This is a genomic window from Porphyromonas sp. COT-108 OH1349 (assembly GCF_000768755.1).
Taxonomy (GTDB): Bacteria; Bacteroidota; Bacteroidia; order Bacteroidales; family Porphyromonadaceae; genus Porphyromonas_A; species Porphyromonas_A canoris.
In genome coordinates this window covers 65,592-89,802 of record NZ_JRAH01000003.1, presented here as the reverse complement: position 1 = coordinate 89,802, position 24,211 = coordinate 65,592, and the positions used below count along the sequence as shown (strand labels likewise).

Annotated in this window: 24 protein-coding genes and 1 pseudogene; 7 read left to right on the top strand and 18 right to left on the bottom strand. The window is 39.1% G+C overall.

Annotation, left to right across the window (positions count from 1 at the left end; all coding sequences use genetic code 11):
• Position 1: 1 nt before the first annotated feature.
• Positions 2 to 766 carry a ParA family protein gene (locus JT26_RS00570; RefSeq protein ID WP_034542530.1) on the bottom strand — a complete coding sequence of 255 codons (765 nt, stop codon included), beginning with the start codon at positions 764 to 766 and terminating at the stop codon, positions 2 to 4.
• A 609-nt stretch (positions 767 to 1,375) separates the two neighbouring features.
• Here JT26_RS00570 and mobA point away from each other — a divergent pair.
• From mobA to JT26_RS00555, 3 genes and pseudogenes are all read left to right on the top strand, one after another.
• Positions 1,376 to 1,813: a conjugal transfer protein MobA gene (mobA, locus tag JT26_RS00565; RefSeq protein WP_034542528.1), complete on the top strand. Its 438-nt coding sequence runs from the start codon at positions 1,376 to 1,378 to the stop codon at positions 1,811 to 1,813.
• A complete protein-coding gene (gene mobB / locus JT26_RS00560) occupies positions 1,798 to 3,060 on the top strand; it encodes a conjugal transfer protein MobB (RefSeq protein WP_036844659.1) in 1,263 nt (420 codons plus the stop codon). The genes mobA and mobB overlap by 16 nt, the downstream gene beginning before the upstream one ends.
• Before the next feature lie 24 nt (positions 3,061 to 3,084).
• Positions 3,085 to 4,587, top strand: a pseudogene (locus JT26_RS00555) (YWFCY domain-containing protein); the annotation flags it as partial.
• Positions 4,588 to 4,615: 28 nt separating this feature from the next.
• Here the strand turns inward: JT26_RS00555 and JT26_RS10035 are convergent.
• From JT26_RS10035 to JT26_RS00545, 3 genes are read right to left on the bottom strand one after another with little or no spacing between them, the layout of a single operon-like run.
• Positions 4,616 to 5,476: a restriction endonuclease gene (locus JT26_RS10035; RefSeq protein WP_052110260.1), complete on the bottom strand. Its 861-nt coding sequence runs from the start codon at positions 5,474 to 5,476 to the stop codon at positions 4,616 to 4,618.
• A gap of 31 nt (positions 5,477 to 5,507) precedes the next feature.
• Positions 5,508 to 6,440 carry a hypothetical protein gene (locus JT26_RS00550; RefSeq protein WP_036844656.1) on the bottom strand — a complete coding sequence of 311 codons (933 nt, stop codon included), beginning with the start codon at positions 6,438 to 6,440 and terminating at the stop codon, positions 5,508 to 5,510.
• Positions 6,437 to 6,985, bottom strand: coding sequence for a hypothetical protein (locus tag JT26_RS00545; RefSeq protein ID WP_036844654.1), 549 nt, complete (start codon positions 6,983 to 6,985; stop codon positions 6,437 to 6,439). Before JT26_RS00545 ends, JT26_RS00550 begins: the two co-directional genes overlap by 4 nt.
• A gap of 170 nt (positions 6,986 to 7,155) precedes the next feature.
• On the opposite strand from JT26_RS00545, the gene JT26_RS00540 reads away from it, so the two are divergent.
• The 3 genes from JT26_RS00540 (at position 7,156) to JT26_RS00530 (ending at position 11,668) form a co-directional block, all read left to right on the top strand.
• Entirely contained in the window at positions 7,156 to 8,640 is a 1,485-nt protein-coding gene (locus tag JT26_RS00540) for a DUF3945 domain-containing protein (RefSeq protein ID WP_036844651.1), read from the top strand.
• 28 nt (positions 8,641 to 8,668) lie between these two features.
• Positions 8,669 to 10,750, top strand: coding sequence for a type IA DNA topoisomerase (locus JT26_RS00535; RefSeq protein ID WP_036844649.1), 2,082 nt, complete (start codon positions 8,669 to 8,671; stop codon positions 10,748 to 10,750).
• 123 nt (positions 10,751 to 10,873) lie between these two features.
• Complete coding sequence (locus JT26_RS00530; protein WP_025836662.1) at positions 10,874 to 11,668, top strand: DUF2971 domain-containing protein; 795 nt, start codon at positions 10,874 to 10,876, stop codon at positions 11,666 to 11,668.
• A 7-nt stretch (positions 11,669 to 11,675) separates the two neighbouring features.
• On the opposite strand, the gene JT26_RS00525 is transcribed toward JT26_RS00530, so the two are convergent.
• From JT26_RS00525 to JT26_RS00460, 14 genes are all read right to left on the bottom strand, one after another.
• Positions 11,676 to 12,194 carry a dihydrofolate reductase family protein gene (locus tag JT26_RS00525; protein ID WP_025836661.1) on the bottom strand — a complete coding sequence of 173 codons (519 nt, stop codon included), beginning with the start codon at positions 12,192 to 12,194 and terminating at the stop codon, positions 11,676 to 11,678.
• A gap of 305 nt (positions 12,195 to 12,499) precedes the next feature.
• On the bottom strand, positions 12,500 to 12,778 hold the full coding sequence (locus JT26_RS00520; protein ID WP_025003738.1) for a helix-turn-helix domain-containing protein: 279 nt from the start codon (positions 12,776 to 12,778) through the stop codon (positions 12,500 to 12,502).
• A gap of 12 nt (positions 12,779 to 12,790) precedes the next feature.
• Positions 12,791 to 14,821: a bifunctional DNA primase/helicase gene (locus tag JT26_RS00515; protein ID WP_036844646.1), complete on the bottom strand. Its 2,031-nt coding sequence runs from the start codon at positions 14,819 to 14,821 to the stop codon at positions 12,791 to 12,793.
• Positions 14,784 to 15,143: a helix-turn-helix domain-containing protein gene (locus tag JT26_RS00510; RefSeq protein ID WP_025003740.1), complete on the bottom strand. Its 360-nt coding sequence runs from the start codon at positions 15,141 to 15,143 to the stop codon at positions 14,784 to 14,786. Before JT26_RS00510 ends, JT26_RS00515 begins: the two co-directional genes overlap by 38 nt.
• A gap of 161 nt (positions 15,144 to 15,304) precedes the next feature.
• A complete protein-coding gene (locus JT26_RS00505; protein WP_041993577.1) occupies positions 15,305 to 16,156 on the bottom strand; it encodes an RteC domain-containing protein in 852 nt (283 codons plus the stop codon).
• Positions 16,157 to 16,332: 176 nt separating this feature from the next.
• Positions 16,333 to 18,051 (bottom strand): arsenical pump-driving ATPase, encoded by a 1,719-nt coding sequence (gene arsA / locus JT26_RS00500; RefSeq protein ID WP_036844643.1) that lies wholly within the window; start codon positions 18,049 to 18,051, stop codon positions 16,333 to 16,335.
• Positions 18,052 to 18,151: 100 nt separating this feature from the next.
• Positions 18,152 to 18,505, bottom strand: a complete 354-nt coding sequence (gene arsD, locus JT26_RS00495) for an arsenite efflux transporter metallochaperone ArsD (RefSeq protein ID WP_025003743.1) — start codon at positions 18,503 to 18,505, stop codon at positions 18,152 to 18,154.
• Positions 18,506 to 18,516: 11 nt separating this feature from the next.
• Complete coding sequence (locus JT26_RS00490) at positions 18,517 to 18,750, bottom strand: thioredoxin family protein (protein WP_025003744.1); 234 nt, start codon at positions 18,748 to 18,750, stop codon at positions 18,517 to 18,519.
• Between the two features lie 11 nt (positions 18,751 to 18,761).
• Positions 18,762 to 19,460, bottom strand: coding sequence for an aromatic aminobenezylarsenical efflux permease ArsG family transporter (locus JT26_RS00485; RefSeq protein WP_025836653.1), 699 nt, complete (start codon positions 19,458 to 19,460; stop codon positions 18,762 to 18,764).
• 8 nt (positions 19,461 to 19,468) lie between these two features.
• On the bottom strand, positions 19,469 to 19,903 hold the full coding sequence (locus JT26_RS00480) for a nitrophenyl compound nitroreductase subunit ArsF family protein (RefSeq protein WP_025836651.1): 435 nt from the start codon (positions 19,901 to 19,903) through the stop codon (positions 19,469 to 19,471).
• 30 nt (positions 19,904 to 19,933) lie between these two features.
• Entirely contained in the window at positions 19,934 to 20,968 is a 1,035-nt protein-coding gene (gene arsB, locus JT26_RS00475; protein ID WP_034542509.1) for an ACR3 family arsenite efflux transporter, read from the bottom strand.
• Entirely contained in the window at positions 20,961 to 21,386 is a 426-nt protein-coding gene (locus tag JT26_RS00470; RefSeq protein ID WP_025836648.1) for an arsenate reductase ArsC, read from the bottom strand. The genes arsB and JT26_RS00470 overlap by 8 nt, the downstream gene beginning before the upstream one ends.
• A 4-nt stretch (positions 21,387 to 21,390) precedes the next feature.
• Entirely contained in the window at positions 21,391 to 21,885 is a 495-nt protein-coding gene (locus JT26_RS00465; protein WP_025836647.1) for a GNAT family N-acetyltransferase, read from the bottom strand.
• Between the two features lie 79 nt (positions 21,886 to 21,964).
• Complete coding sequence (locus JT26_RS00460) at positions 21,965 to 22,282, bottom strand: helix-turn-helix transcriptional regulator (protein WP_034542507.1); 318 nt, start codon at positions 22,280 to 22,282, stop codon at positions 21,965 to 21,967.
• 701 nt (positions 22,283 to 22,983) lie between these two features.
• On the opposite strand from JT26_RS00460, the gene JT26_RS00455 reads away from it, so the two are divergent.
• Positions 22,984 to 24,207: a site-specific integrase gene (locus tag JT26_RS00455; RefSeq protein ID WP_036844626.1), complete on the top strand. Its 1,224-nt coding sequence runs from the start codon at positions 22,984 to 22,986 to the stop codon at positions 24,205 to 24,207.
• Positions 24,208 to 24,211: the final 4 nt, after the last annotated feature.

Genomic DNA, 24,211 nt, shown 5'->3' with positions numbered 1-24,211 from the left:
ATTAGTATAGTTTTATAATGTATCCTATTTCAGCCACCAACTCTTCAAGGTTGCTGCCTTTTATCATTCGCTTATCCGCAGGGAACAGAGTGGAACGGAAGACAGAAGTTTTATCACCGGACAGTTCCTTTTTGTAGCGTTTGGTATCCGGGATAAAGGTTTTCATAAGGGGTAATTTCAGTTCGCCGATAGTATTTTCATAAATTCTATACAAGTCGGTTTTCTCCCTGCCATCGACCTGATTCCAAAATAGGTGCAAACCTTGTATCCGGTAAGCTTCATTCTGTACCAGCAGGTTGTTTACCGTCATAGCGAATGAAAGACTGCTTTCCAGTACCACCCGGTCGGCGGTAATCGGTGTAAAGATGTAGTCCATAGAAGCCAGCGAACTGATAATACCTTCGCTGTTCACCGTTCCCGGCAGGTCGAAAAAGACCACATCCATTTCCATCGGCTCTGTTTTCAGGAACTCTTCGGCTGTACTGATGGCAGCTTCGGGAGTGCTGCACAAGACCGGATAGGCTTTCTTTCCCAATGCTTTGAACTGATTAAAGGCAAGCACCTTGTAATTGGTATCATTGTTTACCTGTTCACCGTCCCGTTTACGCATGGCACTGATACTGTGCTGCGGGTAGTCGCAATCGACAACCGCTACATTGTAGCCTTTCAGGTAATAGAGATAGCTTGCCACCAATACCGTGAAAGTGGTTTTACCGACCCCGCCCTTTTGGGTGGAGAAGGCTACGAATAATGTTTCTTTCTTCATGTCTTTAATTCTTTATTGTTTTACTTCATTATTGATTGACTGCTTCATTCTGTGCAGTATTGATTTCCATATTGTTATCTGTAATTCAATCTGTCTTTATCGACTTGCAGACATATTGTTTTATTGATTGCTTGAAATATTGATTTCAGTATTTCTTGCTTTCTTGAAATCAGTAAACCAGTCTTTCCATATTGCCCGGTTCATTCCAATATTTCTATCGGTATTTACCGCTTTACTTATCTATTTCAATACTGATTCTGACCGCAAATAAATGGAGAAAAACCGTCCGTTTTTGAAAGTGGCTTCGTATGGCTTTAGATGGCTTCGCTTGTCCTATAATGTGCTATGGCACAGCATAATTAATCCCTGTTACTTTGCACCGGAATCTTATTTGAACCGATAAAAAGGCATCCGTTCAATAGCTTCCCGGAGTTCATTTATCTTATGGCTAACTGCTAATCCGTCCCATGACGGATTTTATTTGCGCCGTGCAAATAGCAAGGTGTGTTCTGCGCAGCTTGAAATTCTTTCAGCAGCTTAGAACCCCTTGCCCGGACAAGCCGGGATGGGTTGTACTCCGAAGTCGTAAACCCTTAAAAAAATAATGGTATGGGAAAAGAAAAAACGAATGTGCCACAATCCGGTGGCAAAGGACGAAAGCCAAAGGCAGACCCGGCAGTTTTCCGGTATTCGGTCAGCTTCAATGCAACTGACCATGCCCGTTTTTTGGCTCTTTTTGAACAGTCCGGTATGCGGACGAAAGCGCATTTTATCACAGAAAGAATCTTTGGCGGTTCATTCAAAGTGATAAAAATTGATAAGGCAGCAGTCGATTATTACACACGCCTGACAACTTTTTACGCTCAATTCCGGGCAATAGGCGTGAACTATAATCAGATTGTGAAGGCTCTGAATACCAATTTTACCGAAAAGAAAGCCCTTTCTTTTCTCTATAAATTGGAAAAGGCGACCGAAGAACTGGTGGTATTAAGCCGGAAAATTATCGAACTCACACAGGAATTTGAACAGCGATGGTTGCAAAAATAAATGTGGGAAGTTCGCTTTTCGGTGCGCTGGCATACAATCAGAATAAGGTTGATGAAGAACAAGGCAAGGTACTTTTCAGCAACCGGATGTTTGAAAGTGAAGATGGTAATTTCAACATCCAGCGTTGCATGGAAAGTTTTGAAATGCACCTGCCCCAAGACATCAAAACCGAAAAGCCCATAATCCATATATCCCTGAATCCGCACCCGGACGATAAACTTTCGGATGAACAGCTATCGGAGATTGCACAGGAATATATGGAGAAGCTGGGCTATGGGAATCAGCCCTACATGGTTTACAAGCATGAAGACATCGACCGTCACCACCTGCATATCGTATCCCTGCGGGTGGACGAGAACGGCAAAAAACTGAATGATAAGTTTGAACATCGCCGGAGCAAGGATATTACACGGGAACTGGAAGCAAAATATGGTCTGCATCCTGCCGAAAAGAAACAACAGCAGGAACACCACCAGTTCCGAAAGGTCGATTATGCTGCGGGTGATGTAAAGCACCAGCTTTCCAATACGGTTAAAGGCGTAGTAAACACTTACCAGTTCCAAAGTATCGGGGAACTGAATACTCTGTTATCAATTTATAATGTACGTGCGGAAGAAGTTAAAGGTGAAATCCGTGGCAAGGCGTATAACGGTATAGTTTATTCCGCAACCGATGATAAAGGCGAAAAGCTGGGTAATCCTATCAAGTCTTCCCGGCTGGGTAAGTCGGTCGGTTATGAAGCATTGGAACGCAGGATAGGACAATCAGCAATCAAATGGAAAGACGGTAAACTGAAAGCCAATATCAAAGGTCGGGTAAGCGAAGCATTGAAAGCTTCCGGCTCAAAGGAACAATTTGAAAAAAAACTGAAAGAAAAAGGTATTGAAGTCGTATTCCGACAGAACCCGGAAGGGCGTATCTATGGTGCAACATTTATCGACCACGAAAACAAAGCCGTCCTGAACGGCTCTCGTTTAGGAAAAGAATTTTCAGCCAATGTATTTAATGACCTGTTTAGAGAATCCCATGTAAACGAGGGACACACAAAACAGGCTGTTCCAAAAGAACCGTTCACACCTTCGGCAGAACCTTTCGTGCCGTCAGAACGGCAATCCGAAAGCAGAGAATCTACAATCGGAAGCCTTTTCAGTATCCTGCCCGGTGGCAGCGATTCATCGGCTGGGAATGATAAAGCCCCGCCAACTCCTAAGAAAAAGAAAAAACGCCGTTACGGACGGCAGATGTAATAACAATCTAAAAAAGAATCAATTATGCAAAATGAAGATGATTTAAGAGGACTTGCCAAAGTCATGGACTTTATGCGGGCAATCAGTATTTTATTTGTGGTAATCAACATCTACTGGTTTTGTTACCAGTCGATAGTAAACTGGGGTATCAATATCGGTGTACTCGATAAGATATTATTAAACTTCCAGCGAACCGCAGGGCTGTTCAGTCATATCCTGATAACGAAAGTATTTGCAGTGATATTCCTTGCTTTGAGTTGTTTGGGAACAAAAGGAGTGAAGGAAGAAAAGGTAACATGGACAAAGATTTACGTTTTCCTTGCTATTGGTTTTATCCTGTTTTTCCTGAACTGGTGGATGCTGTATTTGCCATTACCACTTTCGGCGAACGCTACCTTTTATATCCTGTCAATGGCTGGCGGATATTTATGTTTACTGGTTGCTGGGGTCTGGATGTCCCGGCTACTCAAAAATAATATGATGGACGATGTTTTCAATTTGGAGAACGAAAGCTTCATGCAGGAAACCCGCCTGATGGAGAATGAATATTCGGTGAATCTTCCATCTCGTTTTTGGTATAAGAAAAAGCAGCACAAAGGATGGATAAACGTGGTGAACCCGTTCCGGGCTACCATTGTACTGGGAACTCCCGGTAGTGGTAAATCCTATGCAGTGGTGAATAATTACATTAAACAGCAGATAGAGAAGGGTTTTGCACTTTACTGTTATGATTATAAGTTCCCGGATTTATCGGAAATCGCTTACAATCATCTGATGAACCATTCGGATGCTTATAAGGTAAAGCCCACATTCTATGTGATAAATTTTGACGACCCACGCCGAAGCCACCGATGTAACCCTATCAATCCGGCTTTTATGACAGATATATCGGATGCTTATGAATCGGCATACACCATTATGCTGAACCTGAACCGAAGCTGGATTCAGAAGCAAGGCGACTTCTTTGTGGAATCTCCGATTATCCTACTGGCTGCGATTATTTGGTTTCTCAAGATATATAAGGATGGAAAGTATTGCACGTTCCCGCACGCCATCGAGTTCCTGAATCGGAAGTATGCAGACACATTTGTTATCCTGACTTCCTACCCGGAACTTGAGAATTATTTAAGCCCCTTCATGGATGCGTGGGAATCTCAAGCCCAAGACCAGTTACAGGGGCAAATCGCATCGGCTAAGATACCGCTATCGAGAATGATAAGCCCGGCATTATACTGGGTAATGACAGGTGATGATTTTACACTGGATATAAACAACCCAGACGAACCAAAGATACTTTGTGTGGGTAACAATCCCGATAGGCAGAATATTTATTCCGCCGCTTTGGGACTGTACAACAGCCGTATAGTGAAGTTGATTAACAAGAAGGGACAGCTTAAAAGTTCGGTTATAATTGACGAATTGCCCACGATTTACTTTAGGGGGTTAGATAATCTGATAGCTACCGCCCGTTCTAATAAAGTGGCAGTCTGTTTGGGTTTTCAGGATTACAGCCAGCTAACAAGGGATAGCACCTGTTTTTTACAGGTGCTTAAAATTACATGATTGTCATTATATGCCTGTATATTATTCCCTTTTCGTCAAGTGTTCTGAATTTTGCCTTTAATAGTTCCGGTAAAGAATATTTGTTTTCACACATAATAAATAACTCTTCTACGGTTAGAACTATAATTCTCGCACTTCTATCTGTAAAGAAATCTATTGCTTTGGAATCCACAGGTGAATAAGTAATGAAAAGACCTTTCGGAAAGTGAGATTTAGTTTCAATTTTTCGTGAGAATAGGATTAAATCATCTTTGGGTATTGCATTTGTTCGGTATTTTGCTTCAATCAATACTGTATTTCCCTCAAGAACAAAACTGCCATCTATTTGGTCGTACTCGGTACGATACGAAGCGTGTGGGTCTAAATTAAAAGCTTTGAATAAGCTGTTAAGGTATTTTTCAAAAGCATAACCTTTAGCTTGAGGACTGGATATGCTTTCTATTGCCAGCAGTGTAGCATTTAAGCTATCAAAATCAATATCTAATTTATTTTCAGGGACAGGATTTTGTTGCTTCGATTTAGATTGAGCCTGATTCTTTCCTAATAACTTCGTTCCAAATTCATACAATCTATCTGCTTTGTCTTTTATATCTTCGGTAATCATACCATTGTCTTTCATATGGTTTAAGAGCATAACGATAGACTTCCCAACATAAGGCTCTGTTTCGTCTTTGAGAAATTCCCGAAACATTTTCGCCTTTGATAACCCCGGATATTTCGTATATATATTGTATTGTACTACGTCCTTCATAAATTCCTCAAACTCTCTATTTGAGAAATCAAGAAGATATCCCGAACTCATACCAAAAACGGATTCGATTAATTGTTTTTCGCTGAATGTGAGATTTGCCATTTATATGATTGAATTATTAATGCTTAATATGTTAAAATAAATCCTCGTTATCGTCTTCTTCCCCAAAAGAAACATTACTATTGCCAATAATTTCCACCATAGACATTCTTTCTTTATCGAAATTATCTTCATATATACTTTCTAATTCTTCTGTTAAAGAAAGATTACTTTGAGGATTAATTAAATATTTCACATACTCGTGTGGTACATCATCGAAAGGAAGAGGTTCTATTTGTTTTACGAACTTGATAAATTCATCATCTTCATCCGCATTTATAAGACTAACTATAATTTCCTTTTTTAATGAATTTTCTTTTTGAAATGTAAATTCTTCACACATAAATATTTTATAAGGTTTAGACCCATATCGGAGTTCATATGTGTACATTCCTAACCTTTGGGCTTCATCTTTCACTATCGAATATAATTGACTAACAATGCGACCAACTGTTTTTCCAATAATTTTTTTAATTCTATCATCATTAGCCGTTGCCAATATCATATCGGTTTTTATCTCAATATTTAGTTCACTCTGAACAAATTCTATGAATTTTAAAGCATCTTGATTTGGTTGATAAACAGAAGAAAGATTAAACCTGCCATATCGCATTGATTTGTAAAAATTGGATAACAACTGAATCAGCTTATTATGGCATTTACTCAAATTCAAGTTCTTCTTTTTCTTGATTCTATCAATCAAGTCAGAATGACTATGGGTTATAAGAGTTTTTTCAAAATCTTCTTGATTTGTTGAAGTATCATGTTCTAATAGTATGATAGCTATTTTCTCTAACCTTTCTACACCAACAGATAGATTGTATAAAAACTCAAATATCTCTTCTTCATTATTGAAACACTCCATTTGGTCAAAAAAATAGAGTGCATTATAAATAAATGACCCGGAAACCTGTAACTCCGTTCCAAGCCGAAAGTTTTTCCAAAAATATTCAGGTGTATAACTCATAATTTATTTTTTGTAGTTTTCTTTTTGCGAGTTTCAAATGATATGAATATTGCTTCGAGTCCATTTGTTTTTTGATAGTCAAACTGAAATCCAATCCTTACATTATTTACAACACAATAATGCCAATCCGCTCTCGTTGATTGTAGATTTCCACCATCTAACACCTTGAATGTTTGATAAAGTTTCTTTATATAATCTTTTGATAGACTTTCTTTATTCTTTTCCACACGAGGTATTTCTACTCCATTAATAATAAGAGAACCTTTAAAAATACTATAAGGTGTGCTTTCAGGATGAACAAACGATGGCTTTGGAGTTAATATTAACCCCATATAAGAACCCTTCCCATGAAAAAATTCTATGGTCATTCCATATCTATCATAAATATAAGTACCATTATATAGTAAATAGCCTTGCCTATAATTGACTTCTCTATCAGGAGTACCGATTGTTTTTATAAGTTTATTTTCTGTAATGCTATTTCGTATCTCAACCCCATTTATTGAGAACAATTCAGATTCTATCTTAATATTCAGTTCATCCATACTGGTTTATTTTATAATGACAAAGATACTATTCTTATTCTATTTAGGGACTGATATTTACGACAAATAAAGCCAACCTACGACACCTAACGCCACATCCTAATATATACTCTATTTCATCCGTACTTTTAATTCGATAAGTTTTTTATTAACCATTAAAAATTAAAGTTATGGATGTAAATTCAAACAACAAGTCCGGCTCTGATGAACAGATGATGGACATTCTTCTTGTCTTTGACAAGGAAAAGAAAACGATTAATGCCGTAAAAGGTATTGATGAAAACGGGGAACTGCAAACTGTTCCGCCAAAGCAGGAACATAACAACGATTTCCTGAAAGTGGATAAGCAGGGTAACGCTCTTGAAAATTTTTTGAAGAACTTTTTCAGCCAGCTAAAAGACCCGACCCGTTTCAGTTTCTTCAAAGTAGCCCCCGAAGACACCGAACGGACAGTCAAAATCATTCAGGAGAATATCAAGAACCCAACACCTGCTGCCGATGAAATGCTTGATAAAATCCGTATCGAGCCTAAAGACCTGAAAGTGGAAAATCCGAAAGAATCCACAACACAGGAACAGAAGCCCGATACGAATAAGTATTTCATCGACCCTAACAAAATCAACTGGGACGACCTGAAAAATCTGGGTATCACCAAAGAGCAGCTTGAAAAGTCAAAGGCTTTAGAACCTATGCTGCGGGGGTATAAGTCGCCTTCCACTTTTCCGATTGAAGCCAACTTCGGCTCAATGGTAATGAAAACGGATGCCCGTCTTTCGTTCCGTCCGGACAGTGAAGGAAATGTGGTTTTGGCAATTCATGGTATCCGCAAAGAACCGGAACTTGACCGTCCGTTCTTTGGACACCAGTTTACCGATGAAGACAAAAAGAATCTCCAGGAAACCGGAAACATGGGTAGAATTGTTGATGTAAAGAACTATCGGACAGGCGAACTTGTACCTTCTTTTATCAGTATCGACAAACAGACCAATGAACTGGTATCCATGAAGGCTTCGTCCCTCAAACTCCCTGATGAAATAAAAGGTGTTAAGCTGGATGAAAAACAGAAAGCTGCCCTGATGGAAGGTAAAGCGGTATTCCTTGAAAATATGATTTCCGCCAAGAATAAACCGTTTTCTGCCTTCGTTCAGGTCAATGCGGAAAAACGCAGCCTTGAATTTATCTTTCCCGAGAAAGAGCAAAAGCAGACCCAGCAACAGGGACAACAGCAGAGGAACGACCAGCCCGAAGGGGTGCGTATTCCCAAATCCCTTGCAGGAGTGGAATTATCCGACAAACAGCAGGCTGATTTGCGGGCGGATAAAACCATCTATGTAAAAGGGTTGAAAGATAAAGAAGGTCAGGAATATAACGCCTATGTAAAGGTAAACCATGAAAAAGGAAAGCTGGATTTTTACAAATTCAATCCTGATAAAGCGAAAGAGAAAGCCAAAGAAATAACCCCTACTAACGAATACAAAACACAGGTAGCCGTCAATTCCGAAGGCAAAACGAACGAAGCGACCAAGCATACGAAAGAACCTTTGAAGCCCGGACAAGCTACACCTACTGGGGAACAGAAGAAAAAGCGGGAAGAAAAGAAAGAAGAACAGAAGCCCGACAAACCTAAAAAGTCGCAAGGTCGCAAAATGAAATAATTATTAACCACAAAAATCCAATTATATAATGATAGCAGTAATAGCAGAAAAACCCAGTGTGGCAAGGGATATAGCCACCATACTGGGAGCAACACAAAAGAATGACGGGAACATTTCAGGTAACGGATATATCGTTACCTGGGCGTTCGGTCATTTGGTAGGACTTGCCATGCCTGATGCCTACGGAATCGAAAACTTCAGGCGGGAAAATTTACCCATACTACCGCAGTTGTTCCAGCTTATTCCCCGTCAGGTAAAAACCGACAAAGGATATAAGCCCGATACTGGGACGGTTAAGCAACTCAAGATTATTAAAGAAGTATTCGACCAATGCGATAAGATTATCGTTGCGACTGATGCCGGAAGAGAAGGTGAACTGATATTTAGGTATATCTACCAATATCTTGAGTGCCGGAAACCTTTCGTTCGCTTATGGATTAGCAGCCTGACGGATAAAGCCATCCGGGACGGATTACAGAATCTCAAGGACGGAACAATGTACGACAACCTTTTCCGGTCGGCAAAGGCAAGAAGCGAAGCAGACTGGCTTATCGGCATTAATGCTTCCCAAGCATTAAGTATAGCTGCCGGAAGAGGGACATATTCTTTGGGACGGGTACAGACACCCACGTTGGCGATGATATGTTCCCGTTACCTTGAGAATAAGAACTTCGTTCCACAGAAGTATTGGCAACTGAAATTACAAACAGGGAAAGACAATATCGATTTTTCAGCCCTTTCAGAAGAAAAATTCGATAATCAGCAACCTGCCATCGACAAGCTGCAAATAATAAAGGATAGCGGTCAGGTGCAGGTTAAATCGGTAGAATGTAAGGAAGTGATACAAGAACCACCACTCTTGTACGACCTTACCACATTGCAAAAGGAAGCCAATACGAAACTTAATTTTTCAGCAAATAAAACGCTGTCCATTGCACAAAAACTGTATGAAGGCAAGCTGATTTCATACCCCCGTACCGGAAGCCGTTATATATCACAAGACGTTTTCGAAGAAATACCGGAACGTATTTCCCTGCTGGAAACTTACGACCGATTTGTCGGCTACGCAAAATCAATGAATGGTAGCAATCTGAATCGGCGTTCGGTGGACGATAAGAAAGTTACCGACCACCATGCCCTGATTATTACCGAAAATAAGCCCGGCAGTTTACAGGCGGATGAACAGGCAATATATGAACTGGTTGCAGGAAGGATGCTGGAAGCTTTTTCGGAAAAGTGCGTCAAGGAAGTTACTTCAATTTCTCTCACCAGTGGCGAGAGTATTTTTGCAGTGAAAGGAACAGTAATAAAGTCTGCCGGATGGCGGGCTGTTTTCAACACCCAAGAAGAAGGCGAAGAAAATACCGTTTTGCCAGCACTAAAAGAAGAAGAGAATTTACCTCTCTCCGATATTGAGTTGCTGGAAAAGCAGACCAAGCCCAAACCGTTACATACGGAAAGTTCGTTGCTATCGGCTATGGAAAATGCAGGAAAGGAACTGGAAGATGCCGAACTGAAAGCCAGTATGAAGGATTCCGGTATCGGTACGCCAGCAACACGGGCAGCGATTATTGAAACTCTCTTTACCCGCCAGTATATTGTCAGGGAGAAGAAAGCCCTTGTACCGACCGAAAAAGGACTGGCGGTTTACGATATAGTCCGGGACAAGAAAATCGCTGATGTGGAAATGACTGGTATGTGGGAAAACGCATTATCCAAGATTGAAAGCGGGGAAATGAATCCCGACACCTTCCATAAAAGTACAGAAGTTCATGCTTCACAGATAACCAGCGAACTTTTAGGGGTGCAGCTCACCTTATCAACGCAGCAGGATTTAACCTGCCCGAAATGCGGGACAGGTCGGATCCTGCTGTATCCGAAAGTAGCAAAGTGTGATAATACTGATTGTGGGCTGGTTATCTTCCGAAACAAAAGCGATAAGCAATTAACGGATAAGCAGGTTACGGAACTGGTAACAGCGAAGAAAACAGGAGTGATAAAAGGTTTTAAGAGTAAAGCCGGAAAGCCCTTTGATGCTTCACTGGCTTTTGACGACCAGTTCAATGTGGTATTCGTTTTCCCTGAAAAGAAAGGGAAATCAAGGAAATAATCTGAAATTCCGTATCTTTACCACAGAAAATTCCATTATGAATAGATTTTATGCTATCATAATTGAGGATTTTTGTGGTTAGCACCCGGTGGGGACATCGGGTGCTTTTCATAAAATAATTTTATGGAAACAAAAAAGATAATAGTATCAGAGAAAACATTTGAAGAAATGGAACTTCCCGAAACAGTCTATAAATACCGTGTTTGGGACAATCCTTTTCATAAAACAATAATAACTAAGCAAGAAGTTTTTTTTGCTGCTCCCACTTCTTTTGAAGACCCATTAGACTGTAAGAACTTAATTCGCTATGATTTACTTACAGATGAAGATATTTATAGCTATTTTTTAATGGATTCAAAAGAAAAATATCCAGAGCGAACAAGACAGCAACATCGGGCTTATGCAAGAGAATGGAGTAAGAAAACTCCTATGAATGATAAAAAGTATGTAAAAGAGAGAGTTGAGCAAGATTTCAAAGAGTATGATGAACGATTTGGAGTTTTGAGCTTAACCGCCAATCCAACAAATAAAGCTATGTGGGAGAAGTATGCAAATAACCATAATGGTTTTGTGATAGGCTTTAATCCATTGATAATGTTCCCATATTTAGGTGGCGGTGGTGCTGTATCATATTATGACGAACTGCCTATTATATTACCTCGTCCATGGCATTCATTTGAAGAACAACATAACTATCAAATTTTCGCAAAACTTTCTAAATGGAGTTTTGAAGAAGAATATAGGACACATATATTTAGACCCGACCCCTTAACTATACAAGATAGAACTATAAAATTACCACCTGAAGCGATTACTAAAATAATCATAGGAAAGAATATGCCTCAAGAAAGTGTTGAAAATCTGATTGAATCAATTCCGGCAGAACTTTCTCATGTGCAAATTGAGTATGAAAAATGAAACAGCCTTACTTTTTGTGCCGATATATAATACTCATTACATTGTTGCTAATTAATTGATTCCCTAAAATTACCCATTCTGAACCAATAGTCCTTCCAATAAAAGGTATTCCTTCTCCCAGCATGATAGGAATAGTGTAAATTGTCAATTCATCCAGCAGTTCGGTATTGATTAAAGATGTGATAAGTTTACCGCCCCCAATAACTACCAAATCGGATTCCCTTTCTTTTTTCAATCCTTGAATAACATCGAAAGGATTGTCGGTTATGAAAGATAAATATTCTTCCTGAATCGTATTTATTGGGGTATTTGCGACAACAAAAGTCTTTTTACTTTTGTATGGCCAACCACCCCACCGTTCAAAAATAAAATTATAGGTATTTGTGCCGGAAATCAGCGTTTCTGCGGAACTATATACTTTGCTGATAGATTCTTTTACTTCTTTTGTAATCCAGTCTATTTCACCATCTTTACGGGCGATAAACCCATCAAGAGATATAGCTACTTGCGCTTTTAAGATTCCCATGTCAATAGGTATTAAACAGTTATAAAACTGTTCGCCAGCCCATCAAAAAGAAGCGTGGAACTCACACTGCTCCGATACGAGGTACTGGCATACCTAAGAATAGAAGACAGGCAAGCCCACGCTATACAACGATAGCATAGACATTGCACAGTAGTCCCTATTCTTTTGAAAATTGCCAGTTTTCGTATCGAGACGTTCTGCGAACGTTATGTTATATATAAATTCTGAAAGATTAACTTTCAGCTTTTTATCTCAAATTTTCTTCTGCAAAGATACTGAAAGTCGGTGATATAAGCTATTATTTTTTACAGTTTCTCCCGAATCAATTTATGTACATCGGTAGCTTTATAATAGCATCGACCATCATCCAGTTTTATATACGGAAGGATACCTTTTTTTCGATAACGTTGGAGTGTGCGAAGGCTAACTTTTAAAAGAAACATCAAATCCTGATTATCCAAAAGCTGTTCACCATCCAAACAATTACGCTGGGTTGCCAATCGGTCGATTTTCTTTTCGGTCATATCGAACCTGTCCATTATACGTTCCATCCAAGCGATGAATGTTTCCCTATCTATATTCATAACAATAACCGATTAAAAATGACCTTTAATAAAATAACTCTGATTTGAAGGGTCTTTAATAATAATTTCCTTCTCCCGCATAAAGCGTATATAACTTTTCGCTGTGCGTTCCTTTACATCCATAATCTGCTGTATCTGTTCGCACAGGTCTATATAAGTGATAAATGTTTGCTGGTCGAACACTTCACGGGCTACGCTTACCAGTTCTTTTTCTTTCCGCTTCTCTTTTTCTTCACGGGGCTTTTCACCACGATATAGGTGCATCCCGGTTTCCTTATCCCAAGAAAAAAGCATTAATGGAACATCCAACGGACTGCCTTCCCGTACCTTCAAGGCTTTCACTACTGATACAGTCGGTTCATTATCCAGCTCGATGGAGAGAATGGCTGCCGATTTTCGTTGCAGTTCCGACCCCAAGTGTCCACGAAGCTTTAATCCGTTCGGAACATAGTGCAATACACAAACAATACAGGTTTGATATATTCCAGCCAATCGGTAGAGTTCATCGACAACGCGCAAACTTTCGGCTTCATCATTGGCGGAATGTACCAAATCTGCAATACCATCTATGACAACTAACTGGATACCGCCATATTGATAATGAAACTTATCCATACTTTGAACAATAGCCTGTAAACGTTCTTTACGGGACATCCCGGTCAGACAGAAGGCTTTCAACTCTTCCGGCTTTTCCGGTTGTTTTGCCCGCTTTAATAGGTTAGAAACATTCTTAAACAGTTGTACTTCGGACTGTTCTGTATCATACAATAGGACAGCTTTATTTTGGCTGTTTTCGTGTACATTGATTCCCAATGTATCAATACAAATATTTTCTGGTCTGATTGACCCGGCAACCAACGCAGCAACATAGTTGCTTTTCCCTGTACCTTCACCCCCTGTGATGCAAAGGATATTTCCCTGTGTTCCCAGTGGTACATCCCCGGCAGATATGATTTCCTGTGCTTTTGCCGGAGGGTTATTAAAATCTATTTCGCACGATTTCAGCATAGTCATAGTATCGCTGTATAGAGTATCTAAAAAATCAAGGAAGAGTTTCAGGAACGATTCACGGCTATTTCCAAGCCTGAAATAATCGGATATATCTTTCTCTTCTTTTGTTCCTGAAAGCGGTAATAGAAGACGTTTTACACCATATTCTGCTAACTGTTTTTCATGTTTGGAAGAACTCTCAAGCCCGGTTTTATCCATATCATAAAGCAGGATGATATGTTTGAACCGGAAAGACAGTTTGTGAATGATAGTTGCTGGAATATTTACGGTTTCGCTGTTAAAGCATATTGCATGAAATCCCTTCACTGCGAGGGAAAGGACATCTTTTTCACCACCAGTGATAAATACTGTATCACCTTTGGCTGGTAACTGTTCCAATCCGAAGCTATAATTTTCCCCCATATCACCACCATATAAGAATCGCATTTTGGAAAATGGACGGTATAGTTTGATATATCGTTTGCTCTTATAACCAAATATAGGTTCTCCCAATGATGAAGTTATGGAGTATGGTTTTCCCTCTGAATTTTCACTTTTGAACTCCCGAATGCAACAGACCTTGTACTGTGCCAATATTTCAGAAGTGATGCCGAACGTTTCCCAATATTCCAATTCATTCCGGGTGAATTTCTGTTCTTGAAAGCTATATGGTTTAGCTTTCTTTTCAGGAATGACAAGTATAGATTCCTTCGGACAATATGGTACAGAGGTATCTGTATTCTCTGATAATCCAAGTGATAAATCCTGATTAATGGTTTTCAATATCTCGACAAAATCATTAGCATTGTTACAGTTCAAACCTTTCAGTTTTCCTACAAGATAGAAACAATCCCCACTATACTCGTCATTCCCAAAGTCTTTCAGCTTATATACTCCGGCTTTTCGGTCAAAATAAATATTACATGAAGCCTTATTGTCTTTATATAATGGGTTGAAGAAATTACGTCCTACACGCCATTGACAAGCAATGTAATATCTAAAAACGTTCAGTCCGTTACTTGTTCTTTCTAAGATTTCTTCTTTCCTTAACATATAGCTTATGGTTTGTTACTAAATCGTTTAAACATTCTGAATTGCTCTTAATCAGTCGTTCTTCCAACATCCGTTTTATTTCTCCGATTTTGTAGAAATATCGACCCCGAATATTGGAATAGGCGATTGTGCCTGATACCCGAAGCCTTTGTAATGTTTTGTCGCTGATTTTTAAGAATGTGCAGACTTCGTAACTATCCACCCATATTTCATCTTCGTTTATATCTTCCGATTCCTGTTTGTTAAGGATATAATCTGCAATGGCGTTAATCTTTGCTTCCAATTCCTTAAATGCTTTTGATTCTATCGTTATGACATCCATAATTGTAACTAATTGATTTGCTGCAAAGATGAAGGGATAAAATCAAATAAAAACCACAGCTTTACCCACCTGTGGTGAAATTTTTATTCAATAAAAAAGGCGAAACATTGATAGCTTCGCCTTTGGTAACTTGCCAGTACCTCGTATCGGATTGACAGTAATTAATCCTCTTCTTCCATCCGCCGAAGAAGATTCTTTTGTAGAATATCTAAATACCTTGTTCTGTTAATTTTACGCCCCTTTATCTCCATGTATATGTGATAGAAGTCCCCCAAATCTATATTGAACATCTTTTCAAAATTCACAGCTATTGTTTTTATATCAGTATTTCCCTTATCAAATGCACCGCAAGTATCAAAGGCGTAAATCAGTTCAACAAGCCCACGTTTTGAGCCTGTCCAAGTCATTTGACAACAAGAACCCTGATTCCTTTTCCGAAGACCTTCATTTGTTAGTTCTTTTATCCTGTTCGTGAGGTAAATTTTAATTAACTCGTTGGCTAAAATTTTTGCGACCTTGAAATCATAACTGGTGGAGAACTGTGGGTCTGAATCGAAAAAAGAATTATCTATAATCAAATGTATATCCGGCTTTCCACGAAGAAAGTATTTATCGTCAAGATAACAGGCATTTGTTCGGTAGTATTGATAAAAAGTGAGATTTTGATTGAAAAAAGTAGTGAGAGAATCTAATTCTGATACATAATATTGCGTTTGAACATCATCGCTTCCGGTAGGACGTTTTAACTCAATATTGTAAATGCTATTGTAATAGATTAATTTACTGCTAATTTGAGGTTTCAAGTGTTTGAAAAACAATATTTCTTCTGAATTATCCTGAAATTTATAATTCAATACGAACGACTTTAAATCAGAAATTATATCCTGTAAGTAATTAATTACTTTTTTACACACATGGAGAAAGTCGGATTCGTTTAATTCTATTGTTTGAATTTCCGAATCCACTTCCTGTAATAGATTGCTGAAATAGTCTTTTATTGTTATTTCTCCCATCGTAGTTATCGTTTTGATTCCTGATGATATATTTATTTTCTCATTTTCATATATTTTTATCTGTGATAAAACAGTAAGAACCTGAATCCGCTAAAAAACAGTTTCAGGTTCTTATCTCAAAAAGGATAACTTACATAGAGAATAAGAAAATTCCTATTCCTTCCTGTTTTGTAGCATTACACCTTTTCTTTCCATTCTATAACTGCAAAGTTTCCCTCTGAAATTTCCTTTACTTTATTAATCCATTGTACTTCGCTTAGTGCTTTGGCTTTAAGGAAAGGACTATTCGTTGAAGTAAGCAGCAGACTGGAATTAACTACCCACCATTTGTTTTTAATTCCGGCACGTTGTAAATCCTGTTGCAGCCTTTGTGCTTCAAATACAGGCGTTGTTTCGGGCAGAGTTACAATAACCACCTCTGTTTCCTTCTCATTCCGTAAACGAGGCAGCAGGTTTTGAACCGCAGGAGTAATATTTCCCTGTGTCCGTTCCACTTCTTTATGATAACTTTGAGTTGAATCCAATAATAGCAACGTGTGTCCGGTAGGGGCAGTATCTATCACTACCACTTCATTATCCGCTTTGGCAACAATTTCGGCAAAGGAATTAAAAACAGCGATTTCCTGTGTACAGGGCGAACGCAGGTCTTCTTCGATATAGCTTAAATCGGCATCACCCATTGTTTCCCTTGCTTTATCCAATACGTTTTTCTGATAAGCGGCAAGCACCGCTTTTTCGTCTATATGACTTACTGTAATACCATCTAATTTCGTTTCGATGAAGGACAGGTGATTGGCTGGGTCAGTTGTAGTCAAATGCACTTTTACGCCTTTTTTAGCCAACCCACGAGCAATATTCCCAGCAATAGTAGTTTTGCCGACACCACCTTTACCCATCGTAAAAATTACACGCTTACCCGATTGGTAGAGGTCTTCAATAACGCTGTCAATCGTATTGAAATCATCTTTTTCAATATGCGCCACATCGTTCTTTATGGTTACATCTGCATTCAGCATATTACGGATATTATCAATACCTGTCATATTATAAGAACGAAGCGGAACTATGTATGTATTCAGTTTTAACAAGGCTGACGAACGGTTATTGAGTGCATTTTGCTGGCGTTCGTAAATCTGTTTGGAAATACTGTCGTTTGCATCGTAGTTTTCTAAAACTCCATTTATAATTAGATACTGTGTTTCAATGCCTAAATCCAGCAGCTCATTAGATGAACGTTCGACCTCTTTCAAAGGACTTTCTTCCGGTCTGCTGACAAGGAAAAGTGTAGTTTGGGTTTTATCTGTCAGGGTAGCAACAGCATTCTTATATACTTCTTTACGGTCTTCCAGTCCCGAAAGCTGTCCTAAACAAGATGCTCCGGTTGTATTTTCGGCAATAAAAGTGTTCCATGCCGATGGCAGTTGAAGCATTCGCAGGGTATGTCCGGTAGGTGCAGTATCAAAGATGATATAGTCGAATCCCCTGCGCTTTTCTTCGTTGGTAATAAAGTCGGAGAACTCATTAAAAGCTGCAATTTCAACGGTACACGAACCTGAAAGCTGTTCTTCCATATTGGTAATAACGCTTTCGGGTAATTTCCCGCGATAAGGGGCGATAACTGATTCCCGGTATTCGGCTGCTGCCTGTTCCGGGTCAAGATTGACTACTGTAAGGTTTGGAACTTCTTTAATAGCTGTTCCCTTATTGTCTAACGGCATATCAAATACATCCTGTAAATTGGATGCAGGGTCGGTACTTATCAAAAGTACCTTATTACTGTTATCAGCGAGATTCACTGCCGTAGCACAGGCGATGGATGTTTTCCCAACGCCACCTTTACCCGTGAAGAATATATACTGGGTAAGTTTTTCGTTTGCCGGATTATACTTTTTCATATCTATATCTGTTTTATGGTTACAATCTGGGATGTAAACATCCTGTTCTACCTATTTTTACAGATAGAATAAATTGTTGTAAACCTGATTATTGTTACTGTTATTTCTTAACGGTCAAGTCCTCTTCGGGGACATTTAACCATTCTGCAATCTGCTTATTTGAGGGGTATTGCTTTGTCAGAACGACTTCACCGTCCAGTGTTGTGATAGGAAGCACTTCTGCCGATTCTTTCATCAGGTATTCGTTGATTTTCTTGTTATCAACATAAACCTGTGGATGGTCACGCAAATTAAAGCGTTCGATGATAACGCCTTTCTTTTTCAGGCTTTCGATAACAACTGCTATCCGCATTAATTCAGGGTCTATATTTACCCCACATAGTCCGGTAGGACAACACAATGCCGGGTCGTATATCTTTACGGCTTTCCGGGTATCTAACTTTAAATCAACCATATCATTTTTATTTATTCTGTTACTAATTTCTTTATCTCTTCTTCGGATGGTACATAGCCCTTTATTTTCACTTCACCATCCACAACGATAGCGGGTAACGACATAATGTTATACTTCACTATCTCCAGTATATCTTCTTCTTTCTTCAAAGTTGCTTTACTGTTCGTGTCGGCAATTACTTTGGCAACCCTGTTATACGTGGTTTTGCAATTTGCACATCCAGTGCCTAATACTATAATTTCCATTTTCGTTCTCTTTAAATATTTGTAATGATATAATAAACTCCTACGATGATAAAGATGGCAGCTACTATCCGCTTAAACCATACCTGAAAGGTTTTCATATTATTGTAGAACTTTCCGACATTCCCGATACTATATGCCAATAACCAGGCGATGATTATTACAGGTAACCCGGTGGCAATAGCAAATACCGGAGGAAGTAATAATCCTGACGGGCTGGCTATCGTCATAGGTATAAGCACCCCGAAGTAAAGAACTCCGCTATATGGACAAAAAGCCAAAGCAAACACAACTCCCATCAAAAAGGCATTCCAGTAATTCCGTTTATTTGGCTTATTTTCCAATCCTGATGTAAGTTTATTCATTCCATTAAACTTGAATTTTATTACATCGAGCATTAAGATTCCTACTATAACTAATGCTATCCCCAGCCAAAATCCACCGATATTTTGAAGAAACCTTGCTATCTGAAACTGACTTGCTCCGAAATAGAAGATAGTTCCAAGAGCCGTATAAGAAAACATCCTGCCAAGAGTATAGAAAACCCCGTTAAGTAGTACCCGCCTTTTGTCGGCAATATCCTTGCTTAAATAAGCCGTAGCCGTAATGTTGGTAGCCAACGGACAAGGACTTATTGCAGTCATTAAGCCGAGCAAGAATGCCGTCAGTAGTGGGAAATTAGACCCATCGACAAGATTTTGTAAAAACTCCATCATAGGTATTATAGCCTTGCGTTTACTTCTTTCTTAATCAGTTCTGTAAGCACGTCAGGAGTATTGACAGCATTGGCGAAACCTTCTTTTGTCAGGTCGATATAATTATCGCCTTTTTCAATGATAAGGGCATTCCAAGTAATCTCATACTTCTCTACCAGTTTAGCATTTGCTTTATCTTCCGTGTTTATTTCTACAAAACGGACTTTCTTGTTATCAGCAAAAGCCTTTTCGATAGTTTCTTTTGTTACTTTCTCAACTGCCACACAGGTTTTACAGCGTTGCTTTCCGTGAAAATAATACACGTTCACCACAGAAGCATCTGCAACTTGTTCTTTAGCTGCCGTTTCAGATTCAGCAGCTTGTCCGTTTTTCTTTTGTGTATTACCACCACAAGCAACCAGCAATACAGCAAAAAGTCCGATTAAAATACATTTCTTCATACATTTTCTTTTTATTGGTTTGTACTATGTTTATTTATAATATTTCTTCCGAAGCCAAAATGCTAAGTTTACCAACAGGATTAATACCGGGACTTCGACCAAAGGTCCGACTACTCCGGCGAAGGCTTGCCCGCTATGTAATCCGAATACACCGATTGCCACTGCGATAGCCAGTTCAAAATTGTTTCCGGTTGCAGTAAAGGCAATCGAAGCATTTTTATCATAAGAAGCCCCCATAAGCTTACCTGCGAAGAAGCTAAGCAAGAACATCACCACAAAGTAGATAAGTAACGGTATAGCTATGCGAACTACATCCAGTGGTATTTGCACAATCAGTTCACCTTTCAGGCTGAACATAAGGATGATAGTAAACAGCAGTGCTATTAAAGTTATAGGGGATATTTTAGGGATGAACTTTTCTTTATACCATTGTTCTCCTTTTAATTTTACCAATATAAATCGGCTTAATATTCCCATCAAGAAAGGAATACCTAAGTAGATAGCAACCGTTTCGGCAATCGTACCGATAGAAATATCAACGATAGCCCCTTCAAACCCGAATAGGGGAGGAAGTTTTGTAACAAACAACCAAGCGTAAAAGCTATAAAAGAACACTTGAAAGATACTGTTTAAGGCTACTAATCCTGCACCGTATTCCGTATTTCCTTCTGCTAAGTCGTTCCATACAAGAACCATCGCTATACATCGTGCTAATCCGATAAGAATTACTCCTACCATATATTCCGGGTAATCGTGTAAGAAGAAGATGGCAAGTAAAAACATTAATACTGGCCCGATAATCCAGTTCAGGATTAACGAGACTGATAATATTTTTACGTTTTTGAAAACCTTCGGTAATTGTTTGTAATCGACCTTTGCCAATGGTGGGTACATCATTAAGATTAAACCGATAGCTAAAGGGATGTTTGTAGTTCCACTGGATAATGAATCTATTGTACTGCTGAATGATGGGAAAAAGTAACCCAGCCCAACGCCAATAGCCATAGCCAAAAATATCCAAAGAGTGAGATTCTTATCTAAAAAACTCATTTTCTTTTTACTCATTGCTTTTTATTTTTTCGATATATAGTTTATAAAATGCTTCTTTAATTTCGTCCCTTACCCGAATAAATTCAGAGTGGATAAATTCAGGCGAACCCGTTGCTTCTGATGGGTCTTCAAATCCTATGTGCAAACGATTCTTTACATTACCGGAAAAGGTAGGACAACTTTCATTTGCACCACCGCAAACCGTAATAACATAGTCCCATTCTTCATTCAAGTATTTATCTACATTGTCGGATGTATGGTGTGAAATATCTATTCCGGCATCTTTCATAACTTCCACTGCTTGAGGATTTAATTTTCCACTCGCTTTTGTCCCTGCGGAATATACTTTTAGTGATGGGTCAAAAGAATGCAAGAACCCATGTGCCATTTGGCTACGACAACTGTTACCAGTACATAGAATAAGTATTTTCATAGCTTCAATTATTTATGTTAAGCAACCAATGACCGACATCCTGCCATTGATTAAATTTCCATCCTATTTCTTTCATGTGTGAAGCTTGCTTGAATCCAAATTTCTCGTGCAACTTTACACTGCCTTCATTTGGAATACAAATTCCAGCAATTAACACATGGATATTTTTTTTATCTAAGTTTTGGAATAGATGGTTGTATAACACTGTTCCAAATCCTTTTCCGGTATGGTCTTTATCTAAATAAATTGTAACCTCTTTTGTAGATGAATAAGCACACCTGCCATTCCATTTGTGGATGTAATAGTATCCTACTATATTACCATTGATTTCTCCGACATAATAGGAAAATCCGGAATCAATAATCTCACTGATACGTCCTTTCATTTCTTCTACTGAAACAGGAGCAGTTTCAAATGTTACAGCCGTATTCTCAATGTAATAGTTATATATTTCACAAATCCTACGGGCGTCTTCTAATTTTACTTTTCTAATTTTCATATCACTTTATTTATCTGAACATACCAAATGAATGTAGTTCGCCAAACAACGAACGTCTGTCGGAAAAAATATATGCTGATTAACAGCATACATCTTTTACATATACATTAAAAAGGTCTGCAAATAACTTTCGGGCTATTTCCCAGTTCTCCTTATTGATACAATACCTCACTTTCGGGGTTTCGATTTCTCCCTGAATTAAGCCCGCATCTTTGAGTTCTTTTAAGTGCTGTGATACGGTCGCTTTAGCTATCGGAAGTTCATCGTGAATATCCCCAAAGAAACAACTTTCTTGCGATGCCAAAAACAGTAGTATCGCAATCCGGGTAGGATGTCCCATTGCTTTTGCAAAGCGGGCAATTAATTCCTGTTCTTCAATGTCATTCTTAATCTTCACAATTCTATCTCCTTTATTTGTTGTTCGCAAAACTACGAACAATATTTCAAACAAACAAATTTTTCTGCATTTTTTAGTGCAAGGTGCAAGTATCTATATAGATAAGCTTGCACCTTGCACTAACGCTAAAGTATTGAGGACTAAATAATTTGCAAATATGAAATTTATATGTATCTTTGAACCCACGATATATGCAGAAGAGCATAGGTCAAAGGTGGACAAATAAGGCTATTTAATTTGTGCCTATTTCGTTACCGATTATAAGTTTGGAAAAACAAAAGCATTGACTTTTAAGCACATAAGGGGGAAGGTTCACCGACCTCTCTCTCCGCTTGAGGTACTCTGAACAAGAGTTCAGAAAACACCAACAAAATCAGTAAGTATCGTAACTTCAATGAGTTACGATACTTTTCTTTTATACCTACACATCTTCTCAGAGTACGTACAGAGGTCGCAAATACTCCCAAAATACTCTCAAATGGCTACAATCTGGCTACACTTTTTCGAGCCGATTGAAAATTGTAGCCAAGAGTACGTAGGGAGTTCGTTTAGAGTACTCATACATTGCTGTTATTCAAAGTATTATGTAGAACTTTGTAGCGTGGTTACAGAGGTTTAGTTTTCACGTTTTGGCTACAATTTATGGTCACCGTGGCTACAATTTTTCTCGCCTTGGCTACAACTCTTAAAAACAGATGTGTATGAAGTCTATTTTTAGAACAGCCTTCTATCTTAGAAGCAACTATGTCAACAAGGATGGCAAGACTCCTGTGATGTTGAGAATTTACCTCAACAACGAGCGTCTATCCCTTGGATCTACGGGCATCGCTGTCGTGAAAACACAGTGGGACTGTGTAAACGAGAAAATAAAGGGACGTACTACCGAAGCCCTCAGTATTAACTTGGAGCTGGACAATATCCGCAATGGCTTGCAAAACATTTATCGCAAACTGGAGGATAGCGACGACTTATGCTTGGAGCGTATCAAAACCGAATTCTTAGGGAAGAAAGTTGACATTGACACGATAATGCAACTTTTCGATAAGCACAACGCAGACATCGCACAGCAAGTCGGACTATCTATCGCTCCTGCCACACTCCAGAAGTATAATGTATGTAAGCGTCGCTTTGCTGAGTTCTTACAGCAGAACTACAAACGCTCCGACCTCAAACTATCAGAATTGACCTTTACGGTCATTCGTGAGTTTGACATCTATCTGCGTACCATTGTTGGGCAAAATCCCAACACGGCGACAAAGACTATGAAAACATTCAAGACGATTGTTATCCTTGGGGGTAAGATGGGTGTTATTCATCATGATCCCTTCCTCAATCATCGCTTCCACTTGGAACCTGTCAATCGAGGTTTCTTGACCGATGAGGAGATTCTCAAAATAGCGAACAAGCAACTCGGACTACAACGTCTCGAACTCGTTCGGGATATTTTTATCTTCTCCTGCTTCACAGGGCTGGCTTATATTGATGTGGCCAACCTCACACCCGACCACATCGTCACTATAGGCGACAAGCGGTGGATTATGACGCAGCGTCAGAAGACTAGTGTTTCGACCAATGTTCTCCTCCTGGACATACCTAAAAGTATCATCGCCAAATATGGCGACCAAACTTATCGAGAGGGGAAACTCTTCCCGATGCTCTCTAACCAGAAGACCAATGCCTACCTCAAAGAGATTGCCGACATCTGTGGAATCAAGAAGAATCTGACCTTCCACTTAGCTCGCCACACCTTTGCAACGATGTCGCTCTCTAAAGGTGTACCTATCGAAAGCGTATCGAAGATGCTAGGGCATACCAACATAAAGACCACGCAAATCTATGCCCGTATCACTAACAAAAAAATAGAGCATGATATGGAGCAACTCGCCGAAAAACTTGATAAATTCAATACCGCCATGGGCATCTAACAAA

What these genes read in the sequence shown, in the direction of transcription:
- JT26_RS00530 (WP_025836662.1), top strand. Translation starts at nt 10,874, where the DNA reads ATGGAAACAAAAAAGATAATAGTATCAGAGAAAACATTTGAAGAAATG.
- JT26_RS00510 (WP_025003740.1), bottom strand. Translation starts at nt 15,143, where the DNA reads ATGGATGTCATAACGATAGAATCAAAAGCATTTAAGGAATTGGAAGCA.
- mobB (WP_036844659.1), top strand. Translation starts at nt 1,798, where the DNA reads ATGGTTGCAAAAATAAATGTGGGAAGTTCGCTTTTCGGTGCGCTGGCA.
- arsD (WP_025003743.1), bottom strand. Translation starts at nt 18,505, where the DNA reads ATGGTTGATTTAAAGTTAGATACCCGGAAAGCCGTAAAGATATACGAC.
- JT26_RS10035 (WP_052110260.1), bottom strand. Translation starts at nt 5,476, where the DNA reads ATGGCAAATCTCACATTCAGCGAAAAACAATTAATCGAATCCGTTTTT.
- JT26_RS00550 (WP_036844656.1), bottom strand. Translation starts at nt 6,440, where the DNA reads ATGAGTTATACACCTGAATATTTTTGGAAAAACTTTCGGCTTGGAACG.
- JT26_RS00455 (WP_036844626.1), top strand. Translation starts at nt 22,984, where the DNA reads ATGAAGTCTATTTTTAGAACAGCCTTCTATCTTAGAAGCAACTATGTC.
- JT26_RS00540 (WP_036844651.1), top strand. Translation starts at nt 7,156, where the DNA reads ATGGATGTAAATTCAAACAACAAGTCCGGCTCTGATGAACAGATGATG.
- JT26_RS00515 (WP_036844646.1), bottom strand. Translation starts at nt 14,821, where the DNA reads ATGTTAAGGAAAGAAGAAATCTTAGAAAGAACAAGTAACGGACTGAAC.
- JT26_RS00570 (WP_034542530.1), bottom strand. Translation starts at nt 766, where the DNA reads ATGAAGAAAGAAACATTATTCGTAGCCTTCTCCACCCAAAAGGGCGGG.
- JT26_RS00490 (WP_025003744.1), bottom strand. Translation starts at nt 18,750, where the DNA reads ATGGAAATTATAGTATTAGGCACTGGATGTGCAAATTGCAAAACCACG.
- JT26_RS00520 (WP_025003738.1), bottom strand. Translation starts at nt 12,778, where the DNA reads ATGAATATAGATAGGGAAACATTCATCGCTTGGATGGAACGTATAATG.
- JT26_RS00525 (WP_025836661.1), bottom strand. Translation starts at nt 12,194, where the DNA reads ATGGGAATCTTAAAAGCGCAAGTAGCTATATCTCTTGATGGGTTTATC.
- JT26_RS00535 (WP_036844649.1), top strand. Translation starts at nt 8,669, where the DNA reads ATGATAGCAGTAATAGCAGAAAAACCCAGTGTGGCAAGGGATATAGCC.
- JT26_RS00470 (WP_025836648.1), bottom strand. Translation starts at nt 21,386, where the DNA reads ATGAAAATACTTATTCTATGTACTGGTAACAGTTGTCGTAGCCAAATG.
- arsA (WP_036844643.1), bottom strand. Translation starts at nt 18,051, where the DNA reads ATGAAAAAGTATAATCCGGCAAACGAAAAACTTACCCAGTATATATTC.
- JT26_RS00505 (WP_041993577.1), bottom strand. Translation starts at nt 16,156, where the DNA reads ATGGGAGAAATAACAATAAAAGACTATTTCAGCAATCTATTACAGGAA.
- arsB (WP_034542509.1), bottom strand. Translation starts at nt 20,968, where the DNA reads ATGAGTAAAAAGAAAATGAGTTTTTTAGATAAGAATCTCACTCTTTGG.
- JT26_RS00480 (WP_025836651.1), bottom strand. Translation starts at nt 19,903, where the DNA reads ATGAAGAAATGTATTTTAATCGGACTTTTTGCTGTATTGCTGGTTGCT.
- JT26_RS00465 (WP_025836647.1), bottom strand. Translation starts at nt 21,885, where the DNA reads ATGAAAATTAGAAAAGTAAAATTAGAAGACGCCCGTAGGATTTGTGAA.
- JT26_RS00485 (WP_025836653.1), bottom strand. Translation starts at nt 19,460, where the DNA reads ATGGAGTTTTTACAAAATCTTGTCGATGGGTCTAATTTCCCACTACTG.
- JT26_RS00545 (WP_036844654.1), bottom strand. Translation starts at nt 6,985, where the DNA reads ATGGATGAACTGAATATTAAGATAGAATCTGAATTGTTCTCAATAAAT.
- mobA (WP_034542528.1), top strand. Translation starts at nt 1,376, where the DNA reads ATGGGAAAAGAAAAAACGAATGTGCCACAATCCGGTGGCAAAGGACGA.